The 20,219-nt window shown below is 55.2% G+C and carries 21 protein-coding genes; 15 read left to right on the top strand and 6 right to left on the bottom strand.

Going from position 1 to position 20,219, the window contains the following annotated elements:
• Nucleotides 1–64 precede the first annotated feature (64 nt).
• A complete protein-coding gene (locus VHE34_RS23585; RefSeq protein ID WP_325592505.1) occupies nt 65–409 on the bottom strand; it encodes a hypothetical protein in 345 nt (114 codons plus the stop codon).
• Between the two features lie 30 nt (nt 410–439).
• A complete protein-coding gene (locus VHE34_RS23580) occupies nt 440–1,471 on the bottom strand; it encodes a LacI family DNA-binding transcriptional regulator (protein WP_325592503.1) in 1,032 nt (343 codons plus the stop codon).
• A gap of 107 nt (nt 1,472–1,578) precedes the next feature.
• Between VHE34_RS23580 and VHE34_RS23575 the strand changes: the two genes are divergently transcribed.
• From VHE34_RS23575 to VHE34_RS23565, 3 genes are read left to right on the top strand one after another with little or no spacing between them, the layout of a single operon-like run.
• Nucleotides 1,579–2,343: an SDR family NAD(P)-dependent oxidoreductase gene (locus VHE34_RS23575; RefSeq protein ID WP_325592501.1), complete on the top strand. Its 765-nt coding sequence runs from the start codon at nt 1,579–1,581 to the stop codon at nt 2,341–2,343.
• Nucleotides 2,344–2,383: 40 nt separating this feature from the next.
• Nucleotides 2,384–3,214, top strand: a complete 831-nt coding sequence (gene kduI / locus VHE34_RS23570; RefSeq protein WP_325592499.1) for a 5-dehydro-4-deoxy-D-glucuronate isomerase — start codon at nt 2,384–2,386, stop codon at nt 3,212–3,214.
• A gap of 33 nt (nt 3,215–3,247) precedes the next feature.
• Nucleotides 3,248–4,540, top strand: coding sequence for an MFS transporter (locus VHE34_RS23565; RefSeq protein ID WP_325592497.1), 1,293 nt, complete (start codon nt 3,248–3,250; stop codon nt 4,538–4,540).
• 57 nt (nt 4,541–4,597) lie between these two features.
• Here VHE34_RS23565 and VHE34_RS23560 read toward each other — a convergent pair whose 3' ends face one another.
• Entirely contained in the window at nt 4,598–5,632 is a 1,035-nt protein-coding gene (locus VHE34_RS23560; RefSeq protein ID WP_325592495.1) for a LacI family DNA-binding transcriptional regulator, read from the bottom strand.
• 75 nt (nt 5,633–5,707) lie between these two features.
• On the opposite strand from VHE34_RS23560, the gene VHE34_RS23555 reads away from it, so the two are divergent.
• The gene (locus VHE34_RS23555; protein ID WP_325592493.1) at nt 5,708–7,027 is read left to right on the top strand and encodes a sugar porter family MFS transporter; all 1,320 of its coding nucleotides are present in this window, start codon (nt 5,708–5,710) and stop codon (nt 7,025–7,027) included.
• A 43-nt stretch (nt 7,028–7,070) separates the two neighbouring features.
• Nucleotides 7,071–7,496, top strand: coding sequence for a nuclear transport factor 2 family protein (locus VHE34_RS23550; RefSeq protein WP_325592491.1), 426 nt, complete (start codon nt 7,071–7,073; stop codon nt 7,494–7,496).
• A 4-nt stretch (nt 7,497–7,500) separates the two neighbouring features.
• Here VHE34_RS23550 and VHE34_RS23545 read toward each other — a convergent pair whose 3' ends face one another.
• Nucleotides 7,501–7,833 carry a PDDEXK nuclease domain-containing protein gene (locus VHE34_RS23545; RefSeq protein WP_325592489.1) on the bottom strand — a complete coding sequence of 111 codons (333 nt, stop codon included), beginning with the start codon at nt 7,831–7,833 and terminating at the stop codon, nt 7,501–7,503.
• Between the two features lie 216 nt (nt 7,834–8,049).
• Here VHE34_RS23545 and rhaT point away from each other — a divergent pair, with 216 nt between their 5' ends.
• The 10 genes from rhaT (at nt 8,050) to VHE34_RS23495 (ending at nt 19,427) form a co-directional block, all read left to right on the top strand.
• Complete coding sequence (rhaT, locus tag VHE34_RS23540) at nt 8,050–9,129, top strand: L-rhamnose/proton symporter RhaT (protein ID WP_325592487.1); 1,080 nt, start codon at nt 8,050–8,052, stop codon at nt 9,127–9,129.
• A gap of 6 nt (nt 9,130–9,135) precedes the next feature.
• Complete coding sequence (locus VHE34_RS23535) at nt 9,136–11,256, top strand: bifunctional aldolase/short-chain dehydrogenase (protein WP_325592485.1); 2,121 nt, start codon at nt 9,136–9,138, stop codon at nt 11,254–11,256.
• Nucleotides 11,257–11,300: 44 nt separating this feature from the next.
• Complete coding sequence (rhaM, locus tag VHE34_RS23530) at nt 11,301–11,615, top strand: L-rhamnose mutarotase (protein WP_325592483.1); 315 nt, start codon at nt 11,301–11,303, stop codon at nt 11,613–11,615.
• A complete protein-coding gene (locus VHE34_RS23525) occupies nt 11,612–12,886 on the top strand; it encodes a TIM barrel protein (protein ID WP_325592481.1) in 1,275 nt (424 codons plus the stop codon). Before rhaM ends, VHE34_RS23525 begins: the two co-directional genes overlap by 4 nt.
• Nucleotides 12,883–14,160, top strand: coding sequence for an FGGY-family carbohydrate kinase (locus VHE34_RS23520; RefSeq protein ID WP_325592479.1), 1,278 nt, complete (start codon nt 12,883–12,885; stop codon nt 14,158–14,160). Before VHE34_RS23525 ends, VHE34_RS23520 begins: the two co-directional genes overlap by 4 nt.
• Before the next feature lie 71 nt (nt 14,161–14,231).
• Complete coding sequence (locus tag VHE34_RS23515) at nt 14,232–14,957, top strand: (Fe-S)-binding protein (RefSeq protein ID WP_325592477.1); 726 nt, start codon at nt 14,232–14,234, stop codon at nt 14,955–14,957.
• On the top strand, nt 14,954–16,333 hold the full coding sequence (locus VHE34_RS23510) for a lactate utilization protein B (RefSeq protein WP_325592476.1): 1,380 nt from the start codon (nt 14,954–14,956) through the stop codon (nt 16,331–16,333). The genes VHE34_RS23515 and VHE34_RS23510 overlap by 4 nt, the downstream gene beginning before the upstream one ends.
• Complete coding sequence (locus VHE34_RS23505; protein WP_325592474.1) at nt 16,330–16,971, top strand: LutC/YkgG family protein; 642 nt, start codon at nt 16,330–16,332, stop codon at nt 16,969–16,971. Before VHE34_RS23510 ends, VHE34_RS23505 begins: the two co-directional genes overlap by 4 nt.
• Nucleotides 16,972–17,223: 252 nt before the next feature.
• Nucleotides 17,224–18,282: a phosphatidylinositol-specific phospholipase C1-like protein gene (locus VHE34_RS23500; protein WP_325592472.1), complete on the top strand. Its 1,059-nt coding sequence runs from the start codon at nt 17,224–17,226 to the stop codon at nt 18,280–18,282.
• 113 nt (nt 18,283–18,395) lie between these two features.
• The gene (locus VHE34_RS23495; protein ID WP_325592469.1) at nt 18,396–19,427 is read left to right on the top strand and encodes a GntR family transcriptional regulator; all 1,032 of its coding nucleotides are present in this window, start codon (nt 18,396–18,398) and stop codon (nt 19,425–19,427) included.
• Here the strand turns inward: VHE34_RS23495 and VHE34_RS31215 are convergent, their stop codons facing one another.
• Together VHE34_RS31215 and VHE34_RS23490 are read right to left on the bottom strand one after the other, a co-directional pair.
• Nucleotides 19,428–19,760 carry a type II toxin-antitoxin system PemK/MazF family toxin gene (locus VHE34_RS31215; protein ID WP_414709921.1) on the bottom strand — a complete coding sequence of 111 codons (333 nt, stop codon included), beginning with the start codon at nt 19,758–19,760 and terminating at the stop codon, nt 19,428–19,430. It lies immediately after the preceding gene.
• Nucleotides 19,757–20,185, bottom strand: coding sequence for a hypothetical protein (locus VHE34_RS23490; RefSeq protein WP_325592467.1), 429 nt, complete (start codon nt 20,183–20,185; stop codon nt 19,757–19,759). Before VHE34_RS23490 ends, VHE34_RS31215 begins: the two co-directional genes overlap by 4 nt.
• Nucleotides 20,186–20,219 lie beyond the last annotated feature (34 nt).

The following is a 20,219-nucleotide window of genomic DNA, read 5'->3' as shown; positions in this document are numbered from 1 at the left end:
TTCGCTGTTGGAAATAATAAAAAGGCCTCCGGCCTTTTCGGAGATAGTAACAGGGAAAACGCGCTCAGAAAGGACTCAATCGAAAGAGGAAATTATAGTAGGCGGGAAGAATAGGCTTCCGGATGAGGAAATTGCCGTATACATGCTGTACCGGGCTGAAGATGCGGACGATGCCTTTCCAGAGCGAAGGCAGCCGCCGGGCGGTCTCATGGGTGCGTGAGATGGTGTAGTGATGGCCGCAGAGATCTTTGTTCATGCCTTCATCGCTGCCGCCGTCATCATCACCCTGGACCTGGCCGATCAGCATATCCAGCAGCGAGAGGTCGGAACAGTAAGCCCCCGGGACACATCCAAAGGAGCTGTTCACGAAACAGCAGAGCGCAAATATGTAGATTAGCCGCTTGAACATAGGTTAACCAGGCAAAGATAAGGAAAAAGGTCACTTATGGAGACTCGATTCCCTGATCTGTAACTGCGTATCCAGCACCACCTTCTGGAATTCGGTCACGGGCCGCCTGGCTTCGATCAGTTGGATCAGCATCTCGGTGGCCGTCTGACCCATCTCTTTGGCGGGCTGCACTACCGAGGTCAGTGAAGGATGGAAGATATCGGCGGAAATGCTGTTGGTGAACCCCACCAGGCCGATCTGCCCAGGCACTTCGATCTTCATCTTTCGCAGGAGGCTTAGCGTGGTGGTACTCAGCCGGTCGCTGGCGGTAAAGATCGCATCGGGACGATTGTGCAGTTCCAGCAGTTCCGTCAGCGCCTGCCGGGTCTCATCGGGGATCATCCCGCCATGCTGACAGAATTTGATATAGCGTTCGTCGGGCTTCAACCCCGCATCGGCGAGGGCCTTCTTATAGCCCTCCAGCCGTTCGAGCGTGATCGACAGGCTACCGCTGCTGGTGATATGTGCGATCTGCCGGAACCCCTGCTCCAGCAGGTGCCGTGTGGCCTCATAGGCGCCCTTGAAATTGTCGGCGATGACCTTGTGGGTCGCGATCTCGTCGGTGATGCGGTCAAAGAACACCATCGGCAGTCCCTTGTCATGCAGCCTGGTCAGATGATCTACCTTCTTCGTCTCGGCCGACAGGGAAATGATAAGCCCATCCACCGACCGGGAGGAAAGATGCTCGCTGTTGGCGATCTCCCGCTCGTAGGACTCCTGGCTTTGGGTAATGATGACGTTATAGTCCTTTTGGCGGGCGACCGACTCGATGCCGTTGATCACCGCCGAAAAGAAGTTATTGTCGATATTGCAGACGATCACCCCGATCGATTTGCTTCGTCCCCGCTTGAGGCTTTGGGCGATGGGGTTCGGTTTATAATTGTGTTCGGCAGCATAGGCCAGAACATGCTTCTTCGTCTCCTCACTGATCTCGTGGCTACCCCGCAGCGCCTTTGAAACGGTTGATACTGACAGGCCCAATGCTTTGGCAATATCTTTTATGGTAATGGCTTCAAACTTCATGTAGTTGATGCTCCCCGCGCAAACGTTTTCGTAAAAAAAGTTGAAGATCAATACGTTCTTCTAAGAATTACAATGTACACTTGTCAAATATAGTCCTTAAAATCATTATGTCTGATCTGTTTAGTTTGAAGGGAAAGATCGCGCTGGTCACCGGTGCGAATAAAGGTATCGGGAAAAGCATGGCCCTCGGATTGGCCGCTGCCGGAGCCGATATCATCGGCATCTCCGCCAGTCTTCCGCTGCGGGACAGCCCGGTGGAAAGAGAGGTCCGGGCCCTCGGCCGCAACTTTTCGCCCTTCCAGGCCGACCTAACGGATCGGGCATCTCTGTATGACTTTATTGCGAGGGTAAAGGCAACCCACCCCCGCGTCGATATCCTGGTCAACAATGCCGGCATGATCCTTCGGAAACCGGCCGCCGAGCATCCCGATGAATACTGGGACAAGGTGCTGTCTATCAACCTCGATGCCGCCTTCATCCTGGCCCGCGAGTTTGGGAGGGAGATGATCGCCCGCCGCAGTGGCAAGGTGATCTTCACCTGCAGTCTCCTGAGCTTCCAGGGCGGGATCACCGTCCCGGGTTATGCCGCCAGCAAAGGCGCATTGGCCAGTCTCGTAAAGGCGCTGGCCAATGAATGGGCTTCGCAGGGGGTGAACGTGAACGGTATCGCCCCCGGTTATATCAGCACCGATAACACGGAGGCCCTCCGGAATGACCCGGTCCGCAGCAAGGCCATCCTCGACAGGATCCCGGCCGGGCGTTGGGGGGATCCCGATGACTTCCGGGGGCCAACGGTCTTCCTGGCTTCTTCGGCGGCCGATTATGTACACGGCACCATCCTCACCGTTGACGGCGGCTGGATGGGGCGATAAGATGCGGCCGGCATCTTAAACTATAAATCATGAAGTGAAAATGGAAATACGATTCGAACATAGTCCAAAAGAGGTCCGCGGGATGACGACAGACGAGCTGCGGGATGCCTTTCTGACGAACCGACTCATGCAGCCCGATTCGGTCCAACTGGTGTACACCCATTACGATCGGGTGATCCTTGGCGGCGCCTGTCCGGTACATCAAAGAATCATTCTTGAAACCCACCCGGAGCTCCGTGCCGACTTTTTCCTGCAACGCAGGGAGCTCGGCATCATCAACGTCGGCGGGAAGGGTAGGGTGCATGCGGACGACATTCCCTACGAGCTGAACAAGCTCGACTGCCTCTATGCGGGAAAGGGCGTTAAGAAGATCGTTTTCGAAAGCGAACATGCGGACGAACCGGCGCTCTTCTTCCTGCTCTCCGCCCCTGCCCATGCCGTTCATCCCGTGCAGTTTCTGCCAAAGGAAAAGGCGCTCCCCGTTACCACCGGATCGGCTGAGACGTCCAATGCCCGCACGATCTATAAGTATATCCATGCCGAAGGCATCCGCAGCTGCCAGCTCGTGATGGGGCTTACCATCCTGAAGCCAGGCAGTGTATGGAACACCATGCCGGCACATACCCATCTCCGTAGGATGGAAGCCTATTTCTACTTCGATGTCCCCGAAGGACAGCGCGTCTTCCACTTCATGGGGCAGCCGCAGGAGACGCGCCACCTCGTGGTCGCCGACTGCCAGGGCATCGTCTCGCCGCCCTGGTCGATCCATTCGGGCTGCGGCACCAGCAACTATTCCTTTATCTGGGGAATGGCCGGGGAGAACTATACCTATACGGATATGGACCTGGTGAATATTCCTGATATCCGATAAATGACTATCTTAATTGCCTAATTGAACTTCATAATGTCTAACGCTTCCATAGGCCGTTACCGCTGGACCATCTGCGCACTCCTGTTCTTTGCGACCACTATCAACTATATGGACCGCCAGGTGATCGGCCTGTTGAAGCCTACCCTGAAAGACACTTTTGGGTGGGACGACACCACCTTCGGTACGATCAACGGTATCTTCCAGTTCTTCTACGCCAGCGGCCTGCTGATCTTCGGCGCCATTATCGATAGGGTGGGGACCAAGATCGGCTACGCGATCTCCATCATCGGCTGGAGCCTTTCTGCCATGGGCCATGCCCTTGCCGGATCGACCCTTGGCTTCACCGTTGCCCGGTCGGCCCTCGGCCTGAGCGAAGCCGGCAACTTTCCTTCGGCTATTAAGGCGACCGCCGAATGGTTTCCCAAAAAAGAACGGGCCCTTGCTACCGGCATCTTCAATTCCGGCGCCAACATCGGCGCCGTGGTCGCGCCGATCATGGTGCCGCTGATCCTGGCGGCCTACGGCTGGCAGATGGCCTTTATCGCCACCGGCGCACTTGGTTTCATCTGGCTGATCTTCTGGTGGTTGATGTACGAGGTACCGTCGCGGAAAAAGAAGTTGAGCAAAGCGGAATACGAGTATATCCACAGTGATGACCTGGACGCCGCACCCGCTGCGACGGGCAACCGCGTGCCCTGGGCCAAACTGTTGAGCGTTCGTCAGACCTGGGCCTTCGTTTTCGGTAAGTTCCTCACCGATCCCGTCTGGTGGTTCTACCTTTTCTGGCTGACGGGCTATTTTCATGACGTCTTCCACCAGGATATCACGAAGGTCAGCTGGCCCCTGGTCATCATCTACTCTTCCACGACCATCGGCAGCATTGGCGGCGGCTATCTGTCCGGCTACCTGATCGAAAAAGGCTGGCCGGTATACAAGGCGCGGAAGACGGTGATGTTCATCTTCGCCCTTTGCGTGGTCCCCGTCGTCTTCGCCGGTTATCTGAGCAATATGTGGGCGATCACGGCCCTGATCAGCCTGGCCGCGGCGGCCCACCAGGCCTGGAGCGCCAATATCTTCACAACCGCTTCCGATATGTTCCCAAAAAGGGCCGTGAGCAGCATCACCGGGATTGGCGGGATGGCCGGATCCATCGGCGGCATCATCTTCCAGCCGGCGGTAGGCATACTCCTCGACTATTTCACAAAACACAACAATAAGACCCTGGGATATACCATCATCTTCCTGATCTGTGGTTCGGCGTATTTGCTAGCCTGGCTTGTGATGCACCTGTTTGCGCCCAAGCAAACGCGCGTGCAATTGGATTAGCCCCCGATTGCGGCGCCGGCTTCCTGCAGCCGGGCCTGGCGCCGGATCCCGGCGTCATTATCGCCGTTTCGTGCTGGACGATCGCACCGTCAGCTCCGTATTCAGCACCTTCGTCTCGAACTGGGTGATCGCGTGTTTGCTCTCAATGATGTCGATCAGCATTTCCATGGCCGCCTGCCCCATCTCGAAGGCCGGCTGGCGGACGCTGGTCAGCGCAGGATGGAAAATATCGGTCAGCAGGGAGTTGGTGAAGCCGACGATCGCCATCTCCTCCGGAACCTTGACCTTTCGCTTGGCCAGCGCCGCGAGACAGCCTGTCGACAGCTTGTCGCTGGCGGCAACGATCGCATCCGGCCGGTGTTTCAACCCCAGCAGGCTGTCAACGGCCTCGGACACCTCGCCCTCGATCAAACCGCCGTACTTGCAATACTTGACAAGGGATTCGTCATACGGATAGTGGTGGTCGGCCAGTGCCGCCTTATATCCCGCCAGGCGCTCCTTCGTGATCGACAGGTGCGGCGAGATGGTGAGATGGGCAATGCGTTTAAAGCCGTTGTCGATAAGATGTTCCGTGGCCTGGTAGGCGCCGTTGAAATTGTTGGCGATGACCTTATGGGTCGGCATCTCCTCGGTGATGCGGTCAAAGAATACGATCGGCAGTCCCTTGTCATGCAGCTTGTTCAGATGGGTGAGGTCCGTCGTTTCCGTGGAAAGGGAGATCAGCAGGCCGTCTACGCTCCGTGAGGCGAGGTATTGGGTGTTGGCCACCTCCCGTTCGAAGGATTCATGGCTCTGGCTGATGATCACGTAGTACCCTTTTTTATAGGCAACGGATTCGATGCCGTTGATCACCTGGGAGAAAAAGTTATTGGCGATCTCGCAAACGACGATCCCGATGGACCTGCTGCGCTTCTCCTTCAGACTAAGGGCGATCGGGTTGGGTCGATAGTTCAGCTTATCGGCGTATTCGAGCACCAGTTTCCGGGTCTCGGCGCTGATCTCATAGCTGCCGCGCAAGGCGCGGGAGACGGTGGAGGTCGAGAGTCCAAGGGCCCTGGCGATGTCTTTTATGGTGATGGCTTCGTACTTCATGCGCGAATTGAAATTAATCTTATTTTCGGTGAATCAAGAACCGGATTCCCCGTTCGTAACTTTAAATTGTCTGCCATGCTTTCTTACCCCGTGCGTATCGCCCTTATTGCCGCTCTCGGCGGTTTTCTCTTCGGCTTCGAGACCGTCGTCATCTCGGGCGCCGAACAAACCCTGGAAAAACTATGGCAGCTGAATAAACTCACCCAGGGGATCACCGTAGCCTCCAGCATCTTCGGCACCATCCTCGGCGCGATTTTTGCCGGCTTTCCCGCCCGCATCTATGGCCGCAAGAAGACCCTGCAGGTGATCTCGATATTCTTCATCGTCGCGGCCCTGGGTTGTGCGTTTGTCACGGCGTGGATGGGATTCATCGCCTTTCGCATCCTCGGTGGGCTGGCGGTGGGCGCTTCCTCGGTCATCGCCCCGATGTACATCTCCGAGATATCCCCGGCCAAGCTCAGGGGCCGGCTCGCCGGGTCGTTCCAGGTCAATATCGTGGCGGGCATCATGGTCGCCTATCTCACCAACTACCTCTTTACCCAGCTCGCACTACCGGACGCCTGGCGCTGGATGCTGGGCGTTATGGTAGTACCGGCGGTCATCTTTGCTATCCTGCTGTTCGCCATCCCCGAAAGCCCGCGCTGGCTTATCCTCAACAATAACGAGTCCGCGGCGATCCCCATCCTGATGAGACTCGGCGAACAGAACCTCGACGTTGCCGTCATAACCATCCGGGAATCGGTGAAAGAGCATCGCGAATCGCTGCTCCAAGCCCGTTATGCCAAACCGATAATCTATGCGATGCTGCTGGCCATGTTCAATCAGCTGGCGGGTATCAACGCCATTCTCTACTACGCGCCCCGTATCTTCGAGATGGCCGGTTTCGACAAGACCCAGGCCTTTAGCCAGCCCATCTATATCGGCGTCGCCAACCTCGTCTTCACGCTGCTTGCGATGAGTCTCATCGATAAATTTGGCCGCAAGACCCTCCTTATCATCGGCTCGCTCGGCATGATCCTGTTCCTGTCGCTCACCGCCGGCGCATTCCGTAACCCCGGGTCGGGCAACAGTCACCTTTTGCTTTATCTCATCGGCTTCATCGCCTTCTTTGCCTTCTCGCAGGGCGCGGTCATCTGGGTCTTTATTTCGGAGATATTTCCCAACTCCGTTCGTTCGCAGGGCGGTTCGCTGGGCAGCGGCACCCACTGGGTCATGGCTGCGATCATCACTTCGATCTTCCCCTATATTGTCGAAGGCAATCCCAACGGCGGCTTCTATTCCTTCGTCTTTTTTGCCGTGATGATGGTGCTGCAGCTGCTCTTCATCTGGCGAGTCATGCCCGAGACAAAGGGCCGTACGCTCGAAGAGATCCAGAAGGACCTGGGTATCTCCTAAAACATATTCCGGTACAACTCAAAAACTGCAAAATATGCGTCTCATGCTCTTATCCACTCTGATGTTATCCGTTTTCGCCGCTCCCGTGTTCGCACAGTCCAGGGACGAACAGGCAGTGTCCGGTGCCGTAGAGGCTCTCCGCAAGGCCCTTGTCGATCCCGACAAGGCGACCCTCGACGCTCTTGTCCTCGACGAGCTCACTTACGGACATTCCAATGGGAACCTGCAGGACAAGGCCGCCTTCGAGGAGGCCCTCCTCAATAAGTCCTCCGACTTCGTCACCATCGACCTCACTAATCAAACCGTCAAGGTCGTCGGCAATACTGCCTGGGTCCGCCATACGCTTACCGCCACCACCAACGACGGGGGCAAGCCAGGAAATGCCCATCTCTCCGTGCTGCTCATCTGGGTCAAACAAAAAGGCCAGTGGCGTCTGCTTGCCCGCCAGGCGGTCAAGGTCCAGGCCTGAGGCTTCACAATAATTTGACCATCTCCGCGACATCGGGGAGGATGCCCTTCATTTCACGGGGTATCTCCTTCATTGTCCGGTACGTCGCAGCGCCCATCGCTTTGTCGATGCTTCTTACCGTAAACTCCACCACGGTATTCTTCTTCTCCTTGCAGAGAATAATGCCGATTGAGGGATTCTCATTTTCCAATCTCACCTTCTCATCCAGTACGTTCAAATAGAAATTGAGTTGTCCCGCATACGCAGGCAGGAATTTGCCTCGCTCAAATGCTACAAGGCATCGTAAGTGCCTGTTAAAATCCGTTGACGGAAGAAACCTCGCCAGGCCCTTTCGCAATTCTACGAACCTTTCGTAATTCTGCAGTGGGTGACTGCAGAATTATAACTTCTTAGTAAATAAAACTACTAAAAATAGTAGCCAAATAAACTAAAAAACATAGTGAACAAATTAATTCCCAAAACCAACATGACAGTACATGATGGTCGAACGCCCGTTACGCCCTACATTTGAGGATTCTGTGTCTTAGCCATATCGAAAAAATCAAGGGTATACATGCAAATACTATTCGGAATTTTCTTCCATTTCGTCGGTGGGTTCGCATCCGGCAGTTTCTATATCCCCTATAAAAAGGTAAGGAACTGGGCCTGGGAAAGCTACTGGATCGTCGGCGGCCTCTTCTCCTGGCTCATCATTCCGCCACTGGCTGCCTGGCTCACCATCCCTAACTTCGGCGCCATCATCAGCCAGGCGCAAACGGCTACCATCGCCTGGACCTTTTTCTGGGGTATCCTCTGGGGCGTCGGCGGTCTCATGTATGGCCTCGGCATGCGATATCTCGGCATGTCCCTCGGTAACTCGGTTCTACTTGGCTTCACGAGCGCCTTCGGCGCTCTCGTTCCCTCCATCTACTACAACTTCGTTCCCACTCCCGGTAAGACAACCCTGCACGAACTGCTGACCACCAACTGGGGCCGTATCGTGCTGGCCGGCGTCGTGCTCTGCCTCCTCGGCATCTACATCTGCGGCCGGGCGGGGGTCATGAAAGAAAAAGAACTCCCGGAAGAAAAAAAGAAAGAAAGCATCAAGGAATTCAACCTCGTCAAAGGGCTTATCGTCTGCACCATCTCCGGCATCCTCAGCGCATGCTTCAACTATGGGATCGAAGCCGGTTCGCCGATGGCGCAGACGGCGAATGAGCTGTGGAAACAGGCTCATCCCGACGCCACGACAAACTTCCTCTACCAGAACAACGTCACCTATGTCGTCCTGCTTTGGGGGGGGCTCACCACCAATCTCATCTGGTGTATGATCCTCAACGCCCGCAACAAGACCTTCGGGGACTACACCAATAAGAAGACGCCTCTGTTGAACAACTACTTCTTTGCCGCTCTCGCGGGCACCGTCTGGTTCCTCCAGTTCTTTTTCTATGGGATGGGGGAGAGCCGCCTCGGCAACGGCGCCAGCAGCTGGATACTTCACATGGCTTTCATCATCCTCGTGGCAAATATGTGGGGATTTGCGCTGAAAGAATGGAAAGGAGTAAGCACAAAAACAAGAACAACCATCCTGTTGGGCATCCTGGCCATCCTGCTTTCGGTATGGCTGGTGGGCTACGGGAACTCACTAAAATAAAAGAATATGCCTGTTACAACCACTCAATTCAAACACGTAAGCTATCTGTGGGATGAAAAGAAAGCCGCTGAGCTGGCCGGGGATGAAGTAGCTTTACTCATATACCGTTCGAATCTCCTCGGCGCCGATCTGCGCCTCACCAACTATGGCGGCGGCAATACGTCCTGTAAGGCGATGGCAAAGGACCCGCTGACGGGGAAAGAGACAAAGGTCATGTGGGTAAAAGGCTCCGGCGGCGACCTGGGGACGCTGAAGCGCAGCGGCCTCGCGGCGCTTTATGTCGATCGCCTGCTGAGCCTGAAGAATATTTACCGCGGCGTCGACCACGAGGACGAGATGGTCGAACTGTTCAACCATTGCATTTACGACCTCAGCTCGAAAGCACCTTCCATCGATACTCCCTTACATGGATTTCTGCCCTTCGCACATGTCGACCACCTGCATCCCGATGCGGCTATCGCCATAGCCGCGGCAAAGGACGGTGAGAAGATCACAAAGGAACTCTTTGGCGGCAAGATCGGTTGGGTACCCTGGCAACGACCGGGCTTCGACCTCGGACTCAAGCTGAAAAAATGCCTGGACGAGAACCCCGGCATTCGCGGGATCATGCTGGGTTCCCATGGGCTCTTCACCTGGGGCGATACGGCTTATGAAAGCTATATCAACACCCTCGAGGTGATCGAACGCTGCGCGCAGTATCTCGAAGATCATATCGGTAAAAAAGCCCCGGTATTCGGCGGCGCAAAGCTCCAATCCCTTCCAAAGGAAGAACGCAAAGCGAAAGCGGCCGCTTTGGCGCCGGTATTGAGAGGCTTCTGTTCGGCCAAAACTAGGATGATCGGTCACTTCACTGACGACGACCGCGTGCTGGAGTTCATCAACTCCAACCACCTGACCCGCCTTGCGCCGATGGGTACGAGCTGCCCCGACCACTTCCTGCGGACAAAGATCAGCCCGTTGGTGTTGGACCTGACGCCGTCGGAAGATCTCGCAGCCATCGCAAATCTGAAAGAGAAGCTCGCACCCCAGTTCGAGGCGTATCGAAAGATGTATGCGGAATACTACAACACCTGCAAGCATCCCAACAGCCCGGCCATGCGCGATCCCAACCCGGTCGTCATCTTATATCCCGGTGTCGGCATGTTCACCTTCTCGAAAGACAAGCAGACGGCGCGGGTTGCAGCGGAGTTTTATATCAACGCCATCAATGTGATGAAAGGCGCCGAGGCGGTCTCGTCCTATACATCCCTGCCGAGGCAGGAGGCGTTCAATATTGAGTACTGGCTGCTCGAAGAAGCCAAGCTCCAGCGGATGCCAAAGCCCAAAGCCCTGTCCGGCCGTATCGCGCTCGTTACGGGTAGCGCCGGCGGCATCGGCAAGGCCATCGCAAAGAAGTTTGCCGACGAAGGCGCCTGCGTCATTATCAACGACAACGATGAACAACGCCTCGAATCGGCGAAAAAGGAATTCCAGGCGCAATACGGCCGGGATGTCTTTATCGGGGAGGTGCTCGACGTGACAAACGCGGCGGGTATCCGTAAGGTTGGCGATGCCGCGGCTCTGGCCTTTGGCGGGGTCGATATCGTCGTGAACTGCGCGGGGCTTTCCATCTCGAAACCTATCCTCGAGCATACCGAGAAGGATTGGGATATTCTTTACGATGTATTGGTAAAAGGACAATTCCTCGTTACCCAGGCAGGCGTTGAGATCATGCGCAAGCAGGGCATTGGCGGCGACGTGCTCAACATCGTCAGCAAGAACGGCCTTGTTTCGGGACCCAATAATGCGGCCTACGGTTCCGCAAAGGCGGCGCAGCTGCACCTCAGCCGCCTGAACGCCGCGGAGCTGGGCGCCGACAGGATCCGGGTCAACGTGGTCAACCCCGACGCCGTCATCTCCGACAGCAAGATCTGGGAGGGCGCCTGGGCGGAAGGCCGGGCCAAGGCCTATGGCGTTACCGTGGAAGAGCTGCCGGCCTATTATGCCAGGCGCACCCTGCTGAACGAGATCATTCTGCCGGAAGACATTGCCAACGCCTGCTTCGTCTTTGTCGGCGGCCTGATGAACAAGTCCACCGGCAATATGCTCAACGTCGACGGCGGGGTCGCCATGGCCTTCGTTCGTTGACCGGTCGGTACCCGGTCCCGACATCATGACCAAAAACGGAAAAAATGCAACGAGTTGCTTTTACCATGAAGCTCTTTAAAGGCTTCGAAGAAGAATATCGCCGCCGGCACGATACCCTCTGGCCCGAGCTGCAAACTCTTCTTCACGACGCCGGCATCCGCGAATATTCGATATTTTTGGATGAGTCATCCGGGATATTGTTCGCCGTGTTGAACATTGCCGACCCAAAACAGCTGGATGCCCTCCCTGCGCAAGCCGTGATGCAGCGCTGGTGGGCCTATATGAAGGACATCATGGAGTCGAATCCCGACAACTCGCCCGTAACATCACCATTAAAAGAAGTATTCTATTTGCCATGACAATCGAGACATACAAAATAGAGGAACACAACCAGTCCCTGCTCAAGGAACATCGCCGCAGGTTCGAGTTCATCGCCGCAAACCTCGCCAATGTCGAGGCGATCGTGAAAAAGCTCGTCGACTTCCAGGTGGCGATACCCAGTTGGGCCCTGGGCACGGGGGGCACGCGCTTTGGCCGTTTTGCCGGCGGTGGCGAACCCCGCAGCCTCGAAGAGAAGATCGAGGACGTCGGTCTTCTCCATGCGCTGAACCGCAGCAGCGGCGCCATTTCCCTCCATATTCCCTGGGATATTCCCCGCAATGCCGCGGCCATCAAGGCCCTCGCGGCGCAATATGGCCTACGCTTCGATGCGATGAATTCCAATACCTTCCAGGACCAGCCGGGGCAAAAGCATAGTTATAAGTTCGGCTCGCTGCAAAACGTAAAGAAAGAGATCCGGAAACAGGCGATCGACCACAATATCGAAGTGATCCATTACGGCAGAGAATTGGGTTCCGACTCGCTTACGGTGTGGCTTTCTGACGGCTCTTGCTTCCCGGGGCAGCTGAACTTCCGCCACGCCTTTCAGAATACGCTCGAAGGTTTGCAGGAAATATATGCTGCGTTGCCGCAGGACTGGAAGATGTTCGTGGAGTACAAGGCCTTTGAACCCAATTTTTATAGTACTACGGTGGGGGATTGGGGGCAGTCATTGCTTTATGCCACGAAACTGGGTCCCAAGGCCTATACGCTGGTCGATCTCGGACATCATCTGCCCAACGCCAACATCGAACAGATCGTCGCCCTGCTCCTGATGGAGGGCAAGCTCGGCGGGTTTCATTTCAACGATTCCAAATACGGCGATGACGACCTGACAGTCGGCAGTATCAAGCCTTACCAGCTTTTCCTCATCTTCAATGAGCTGGTAGAAGGCATGGACGCCCGGGGAATGGACCACGTCCGGGATCTCGGTTGGATGATCGACGCCTCCCACAATGTAAAAGATCCGTTGGAAGATCTTCTGCAGTCGGTCGAGGCAATACTGCTTACCTACGCCCAGGCATTGCTTGTTCCCCGCAAGGAACTTGCCGCCGCCCAGCAATCCAACGATACCGTGGCCGCGCAGGAAATACTGCAGAACAGCTTCCGTACCGACACCCGGGCGCTGGTGGCCGAAGCCCGGCTAAGGGCCGGGGCCGCCCTCGATCCGCTGGCGCTGTATCGCCATGAGAAGGTCCGCGAGCACTTGACAAAACAACGCGGCGCCGGCGCCGTGGCCACTGGCTTATGATCGCCATCTTCGACATCGGTAAGACCAACAAGAAGCTTTTTGTCTTCGACGAGCAATACAATATTGTTTGGGAACGATCCTGTACCTGCGAGCAGACGGTCGACGAGGACGGCGAACCCTGTGAGGACCTGGTTCAGCTCAACGATTTCATCTTCGATTCGCTGGCCCAGGTACCCGGCGACCTCCCCGTCCGGGCCATCAATTTCTGCGCCTATGGCGCCAGCTTCGTCTACATCGGCAAAGATGGCAAACCCGTTGCCCCGCTATATAACTATCTCAAGCCCTTCCCCGAAGATCTGAGGGCGAAATTTTATGCCGCCCACGGCGGGGAGGTCACCTTTTCCATGCTCACGGCGTCGCCGGTACTCGGCAGCCTCAACTCGGGCATGCAACTCTACCGGATCAAGGAGGAGCAGCCTGCGCTGTTCGAAAAGATCCGGACAGCGCTCCACCTGCCGCAATACCTCAGTTACCTGCTCACCGGCATCCCCTGTTCGGATATCACCAGCATCGGCTGCCATACCAACCTCTGGAATTTTTCGCAGAATCACTACCACGAATGGGTCTACCGGGAAGGGATCATCGATAAGCTGGCGCCCATTCTCCCGTCCACCAGCGTCCTGCCAACCCCTACGATTCCCCTCAGCGGCATCGGACTTCACGACAGCTCCGCTGCTATGATCCCTTATTTTGAAAGTTTCCGCGAGCCCTTCCTGCTGATCTCCACCGGCACCTGGTGCATCTCCATGAACCCCTTCAACGACTCTCCCCTAACCGTTGCCGAACTGCAAAAAGACTCCCTCTGCTATTTGAGCTACCAGGGAAAGCCCGTAAAAGCCTCCCGGCTCTTCGCCGGCTATGAACACGAGCAAAGGGTGCAGGAGCTGGCTGCCCGGTTCAACGTCAAACCCGCGGCCGCAATGACCGTAGCCTTCGACGCTATAACCGTTCAACAGCTAAGGGGAAATCCTCATCGCGAACCGGAGTCCTTCTCCCAAGCCTATCACCGCCTTATGCTCGACATCATCGAAAAACAGGTGGCCTCCACACAATTAGTGCTGCGCGATACCGATGTCAAGCGTATCTTCGTGGACGGTGGCTTTGGAAAGAACCAGGTATACATGCACCTGCTCGCCGGGGCCTTTCCCGATATCGAGGTCTTCGCGGCCTCCATCCCGCAGGCTTCGTCAATTGGTGCGGCCCTGGCTATCCACGAGCATTGGAACAGCCGGTCCCGCCCGGGAGATATTATAGAATTGAAATATTACAAATAGAGCAGACCACGGGTCTGCTGGCCGAAGGCCCATCATAAGCTATCTTGAGGGGTTGACCATAAATGAATTATATGATTGTTGGTTTGTTTATTCCGTGTTATGTCGACCAGTTTTACCCACAGGTAGCCATAGCTACTCTCGAATTATTGGAAAAATTGGGCTGTACCGTGGTGTATCCCCCCAATCAAACCTGCTGCGGTCAGCCGATGGCCAATTCCGGCTTCGAGCATCTCACGGGGGATTGTACAAAGCTGTTCATAAAGAACTTTAACGAATTCGATTATATCGTGTCCCCTTCCGGTTCCTGTGTCCTGCATATAAAAGAGCACTCGCATGAAAATGCCGGCCTTCACGATCGCATTTACGAGCTCGTCGAATTCCTCACCGACATTCTGAAGATCGACCATCTCGAAGCCAGCTTTCCCTATCGGGTAGGGCTTCACCAAAGCTGTCACGGACAGCGCGGACTCCACCTGGCGCAGATGACCGAGCTGATGGCGCCGCCGTTCTCCAAACCGGCGAAGCTGCTGAATATGGTGAAGAAGATCCAGCTGATCGACCTGGATCGCAAGGACGAATGTTGCGGTTTCGGCGGCACGTTCTGCGTTGCGGAAGAGGCCGTCTCGGTAAAGATGGGCAAGGATAGGGTGGCGGATCATGCAAAACATGGCGCCGAGGTCATCACCGGTTCGGATATGAGCTGCCTGATGCATCTCGAGGGCATTCTCCGGCGGCAGAAAAGCCCCGTTACCGTAAAACATATTGCAGAGATATTAAACAGCAGCATCGAGTCATGAGCAGCGAGAACTATAATGACCACGCCGCCCTTGCGGCGCAATTCAATAAGGACGAAGCCCGTGTCGACTGGCATGACCAGACGCTCTGGTGGGTGCGGGCAAAGCGCGATCGGGCGGCGGCCAGCGTTCCCGACTGGGAAACGCTCCGCGACGCCGCCTCCCGTATAAAAGACAATGTCCTGTCCAACCTCAGCGAATATCTTCGGCAATTCGAGGAGGCGGCCACCCGCAACGGCATCACCGTGCATTGGGCCGCCGACGCGAAGGAACACAATAATATCGTTCTTGGCATCCTGCGCAGTCATAAGGTTGACCGGATGGTCAAGAGCAAATCCATGCTCACCGAGGAATGCCATCTCAACGAATTCCTCGAAGCCAACGGCGTCGAAGTCGTCGACACGGATCTCGGCGAACGGGTGGTCCAGCTGGCCGGCGAGCCGCCCAGCCATATCGTCCTGCCCTGTATCCACTGGAAGAAAGAAGAGATCGGCCGGCTCTTCCACGAACACCTGGGTACTCCCGAAGGCAATGCCGATCCCCAGTTCCTCACCTATGCCGCGCGGCTCCATTTAAGAGAGAAATTCCTGACCCGCCGGGCGGCCCTCACCGGCGTGAACTTTGCCGTCGCGGAGACGGGGGAATTCGTCGTCTGCACAAACGAGGGGAATGCAGACATGGGCGCCCACCTCGCAGACGTTCATATCGCCTGCATGGGGATCGAAAAATTGATCCCTCAACGCCGCCACCTCGGCATTTTCCTCCGCCTGCTCACCCGCAGTGCCACAGGACAGCCGATCACAACGTATTCAAGTCACTTCAAACGGCCACGCCCCGGACAGGAAATGCATATCGTGCTCGTCGACAACGGCCGTAGTACCCATCTGGGCCGGAAAGACTTCCGCAACAGCCTGAAATGCATCCGCTGCGCCGCCTGCTTCAACACCTGCCCGGTTTATCGCCGGAGCGGTGGCCACAGTTATCATACCGCCGTCGCCGGGCCAATCGGCTCGATCCTCTCTCCTAACCTGGATAGGAAGAAATATTCCGACCTGCCCTTTGCCAGCACGCTCTGCGGCAGCTGCTCGAATGTCTGCCCGGTGAAGATCGATATCCATGAGCAGTTGTATAAATGGCGCCAGGTGATCGTTCAGGAGGGGAATGCCGCCGCCGCGAAGACCGCCGCCATGAAGACCATGAGCTGGGTGTTGTCGAATCCGGGGGTTTATCACACCGCCGGAAAAACAGGGCGTTGGTTGATGCTCAATGTCCCGTTCACGGTAAAGAACAAGTGGAATGCATGGTATCTCCAGCGGGAGCTGCCGGAGCCGCCAAGGCAATCCTTCGGTCAATGGTATAAGAAAAACAGAAACGTATGAGTAGCCGCGAGACCATCCTTGCCACAGTCAAAAGCAACCAACCCGGACCCCGTGATTTGCCTTCCGACTACAGCGGTCCTGCGGCAGAAGCGACCGACCTCACCCCCCAATTCATCGGTGTATTGGAAGCTATCGGCGGCGCCGCCTTCGTCGTATCGGGCTATGACCGCATCGCTACGATCCTGCGCGAGCAGTTCCCCGATGCCAGGCGGGTTGTCACCAGTTGTCCCCAGCTGACGGGTTTCGCAGCCGGCACATCCGCCGCAGCCGCGATTGCCGCCGCTGCGCCCGCCGATCCCCATACGTTCGACACCGTCGACCTGGCTATCCTCCCCGCCCATTTCGGCGTCGCCGAGAACGGCGCCTGCTGGATCACCGAATCCCAGATGATCCAACGGGTCCTGCCCTTTATTACGCAAAATCTGGCGCTTGTCATTTCTCGCGATTCGATAGTAGCGACGATGCACCAGGCCTACGACCGCATCGCCGCGCTTACCGAGGAAGGCTTTGGCAGTTTCATCGCCGGTCCTTCAAAAACCGCCGACATCGAACAGTCCCTCGTCCTGGGCGCCCATGGTCCACGCAGTCTTACTGTCTTTCTCGTTGACGAACATCTTTCCGACGCGGGATTCTTCTAAACGGGCGTGAGTCTCATTAAAAAAGCGAACGAGATCTGCACGGCCCCGGTTGGAACGCGAAGGCGGTGATGGATAAAAATAAAAAAAGAGCAAAGAGATGTTATGATATTGTGAATGGAATATTATTTTATTTGTCCCCTGCGGTTTCACAAGGGCTAATAAAATACGTAGTGGACAGGACTACGCTGTGGATAAAAAAAGAGTCGAATTGCGGATGGAAAAAGAATGCATATTTGCACAAACACAGGAAACATGAAAGGACTTCTCACTGCAACACTTCTTTCTGCCATCGTGGTCGTTGGCGACAGCGGCTTCGACGATCTTCCGATCAACAAGGTCCAGGTGATAGGCTCACACAACAGCTACAAGCAAGCGATCGACACGGCTCTCTTCTCGATGTTCAAAACAAAAAACCCGAAGGCCGCCATGGGGCTGGAGTATAGCCATGTCGGTCTGGGAGAACAGCTCGACCTGGGCCTTCGCAATCTCGAGATCGACGTCTACGCCGATGAGAAAGGCGGCAAATATGCACACCCGAAGGGGCTCGAATGGGAAGCGGCGGCCAATCCGCCGGCTTACGATCCGGCCGGAGAAATGAACAAACCGGGATTTAAGGTCTTCCACGTACAGGACCTCGATTTCCGCAGCAACTGCCCCACCTTCGCCGATTGCCTTCATCAATTGAAAGCATGGTCTGATGCCCATCCCGATCACTACCCGGTGTATATCACGATGAATGCAAAGGATGCCGAGATAAAGGCGCCCGGCTTCACCATCCCCGAAAAGTTTACGGGCGAGGTCTTCGACCGGCTCGATAAGGAGATACTGGACAATCTCGGCCGCAACTATTTGCTCACCCCGGACGATATCAGGGGTTCTTATCCCACGCTGGAGCAGGCGGTGCTGGCCGGCCACTGGCCGACAATGCGGACGGTGAAAGGGAGGTTCTTCTTTATCCTCGACGAGGGCGGCGAGCACCGTGAGTCGTATATCGCCGGTCACCCTTCGTTGAAAGGCCGTGTCCTGTTTACCGATTCGCCCGCGGGCACGCCGGAAGCCGCCTTTATGATCATCAACGATCCCAAACGCGATCAGGAGAAGATAAAGGCGATGGTTAAAAAAGGGTATATCGTCAGGACCCGTGCCGATTCCGACACCCGCGAAGCCCGTGCGAACGATAAGTCGGGCTTTGCTGCCGCCTGCGCATCCGGAGCGCAGATCATCACCACCGACTACTACTACAAAAGCAAATTCTTCGCCTCCGACTACGTCGTCAGCTTCGACGGCGGCGCATACATGCGCCGTCAATAAAAAACAGGCCAGCTCAAGTCAAAAGTAGCCGGCCTGTTTTTTCATGATGTCCGGCAAGTAATATTTGCCGGGATGAGGCCGTCAGGCCTCTTTTTATTATCTTGCGATTTCGCATGAAGCACCCCAATATATTCGAGTGGATCCGGGTCGACGAGTATGCCGCCACCCCAAAATACCTGCAGCTCACCAACTCCATCCTCAAAGCGATCGAGAACGGCAAGATCGGGAAGAACGACCTGATGCCCTCCATCAACGAGCTGAGCTATGAGCTGGAGATATCCCGCGACACCGCCGAAAAGGGGTACAAATACCTGAAGAAAATGGGGGTCCTCGGCTCCGTGCCGGGGAAAGGCTACTTTATCCAGAACACAGAGTTTCACCAGACGCTCCGCATCTTCCTCCTGTTCAACAAGCTGAGCGCCCACAAAAAGATCCTTTACGACGCGTTTATCGCCTCTCTCGGCGAATACACGGTCGTCGACTTTTATATCTATAACAACGACTTCGGCCTTTTCAAAAAATTGCTCGCCGACCGGAAGGAGGAACATTCTCACTACGTCATCATCCCGCACTTCCTGGAAGGCGGGGAACGGGCCGCGGAGATAATCAACAGCCTGCCAAAGGACAAGCTCCTCGTGCTGGATAAAAAAATACCCGGCATCACCGGGGAATACGCGGCGGTCTATCAAAACTTCGAACAGGATATCTACTCTGCCCTCGAGCGGGCCCGTGAGCCGCTCAGCAAATATCACACGATAAAGATCATTTTTCCCAGTTCGACCTATCAACCCGTCGAGATCCTGCAGGGTTGCTGCCGTTTCTGCCAGGAATATGCCTTTACCTATAAGGTGGTTCGCAGCATCGCCGACGAACCCATCGGTGAAGGCGAGGTGTATATCAATTTAATGGAAGAAGACCTCGTCGTGCTTATCGAAAGGATCATTTCCCTTAAGCTAGAGGTCGGCCGCCAGGTCGGCGTTATCTCCTATAACGAGACCCCCCTGAAGAAGATCATCCTCGATGGCATCACCACTATCTCCACCGACTTCCGCGAAATGGGGGTGATGGCTGCGCGGCAGATATTGGAGAATACGCATAGCCAGGAGGAGGTGCCTTTTTATCTGACGTTGCGGAATTCACTTTGACTATGCGGTCAGAAAGTCTGATAAATTTTGGAGTAGTTTACGATGAAGCTTTTTTTCAAGGAACCCGATTGTGCCTATTACGTCGATCGTCGATAGAACCGCCAGGCTTCCCAATCTAACGATGCTATTCTTGATAAGACCGGTGTCTGCAAAAGCGGCATCCGATATCTTCAACTCTAAATCGAAGTTTGGAACGAATTGGTGCACTTGTGATGAAATGGCACAAACGAGAAGGTCATTATACCTGGGAAGTATCTTAAGGATCAACACCGGTCGTTTCTTTTGCTGATTATCCTGGGGTATTGTCGTCAAAACTATATCACCGATTCTCACTTCTCCCTGGTTTTATATTCCGGGTTCGGTTCTTTCACCATATCTTCCGTGTACTCGGGTTCCTCGTCGCCATATGCCTTTACAAGAGCAGATTGGCTGAATTGCTGCCATTGGCGCCGTTCCCCGCTTTCATTTGAATCGATAACCAACTCTATGTTGTAATCATCGTTTAATTCTCTTTCAATGTCTTCCGCGGTTTTTCCTTTGAAGATATTATCCAGCAGATCGTTGGAATAATCTTCATATTTTTTCTGAGCGATGTAAAGTATCACGAGGGCGATGGAGAGAATGATTATTTCGTCTTCGACGGGCTTGCCCAGGATTACGTGCAGGCTATCGCCTTTTTGAAGGTCAATTCCATTGAATGCATCCTTGAGCTCTTTGAAGGACGGGGTTTGTTGTATGTCTAACTCGACCGTTTTCATGGATGTAATTTACTAAATATGTTGGTAAAGATAA

Origin of the sequence: Puia sp. (assembly GCF_035546395.1) — a bacterium.
GTDB lineage: Bacteria > Bacteroidota > Bacteroidia > Chitinophagales > Chitinophagaceae > Puia.
Note: the sequence above shows the minus strand (reverse complement) of the source record. Positions and strands in the feature narration are given on the sequence as shown.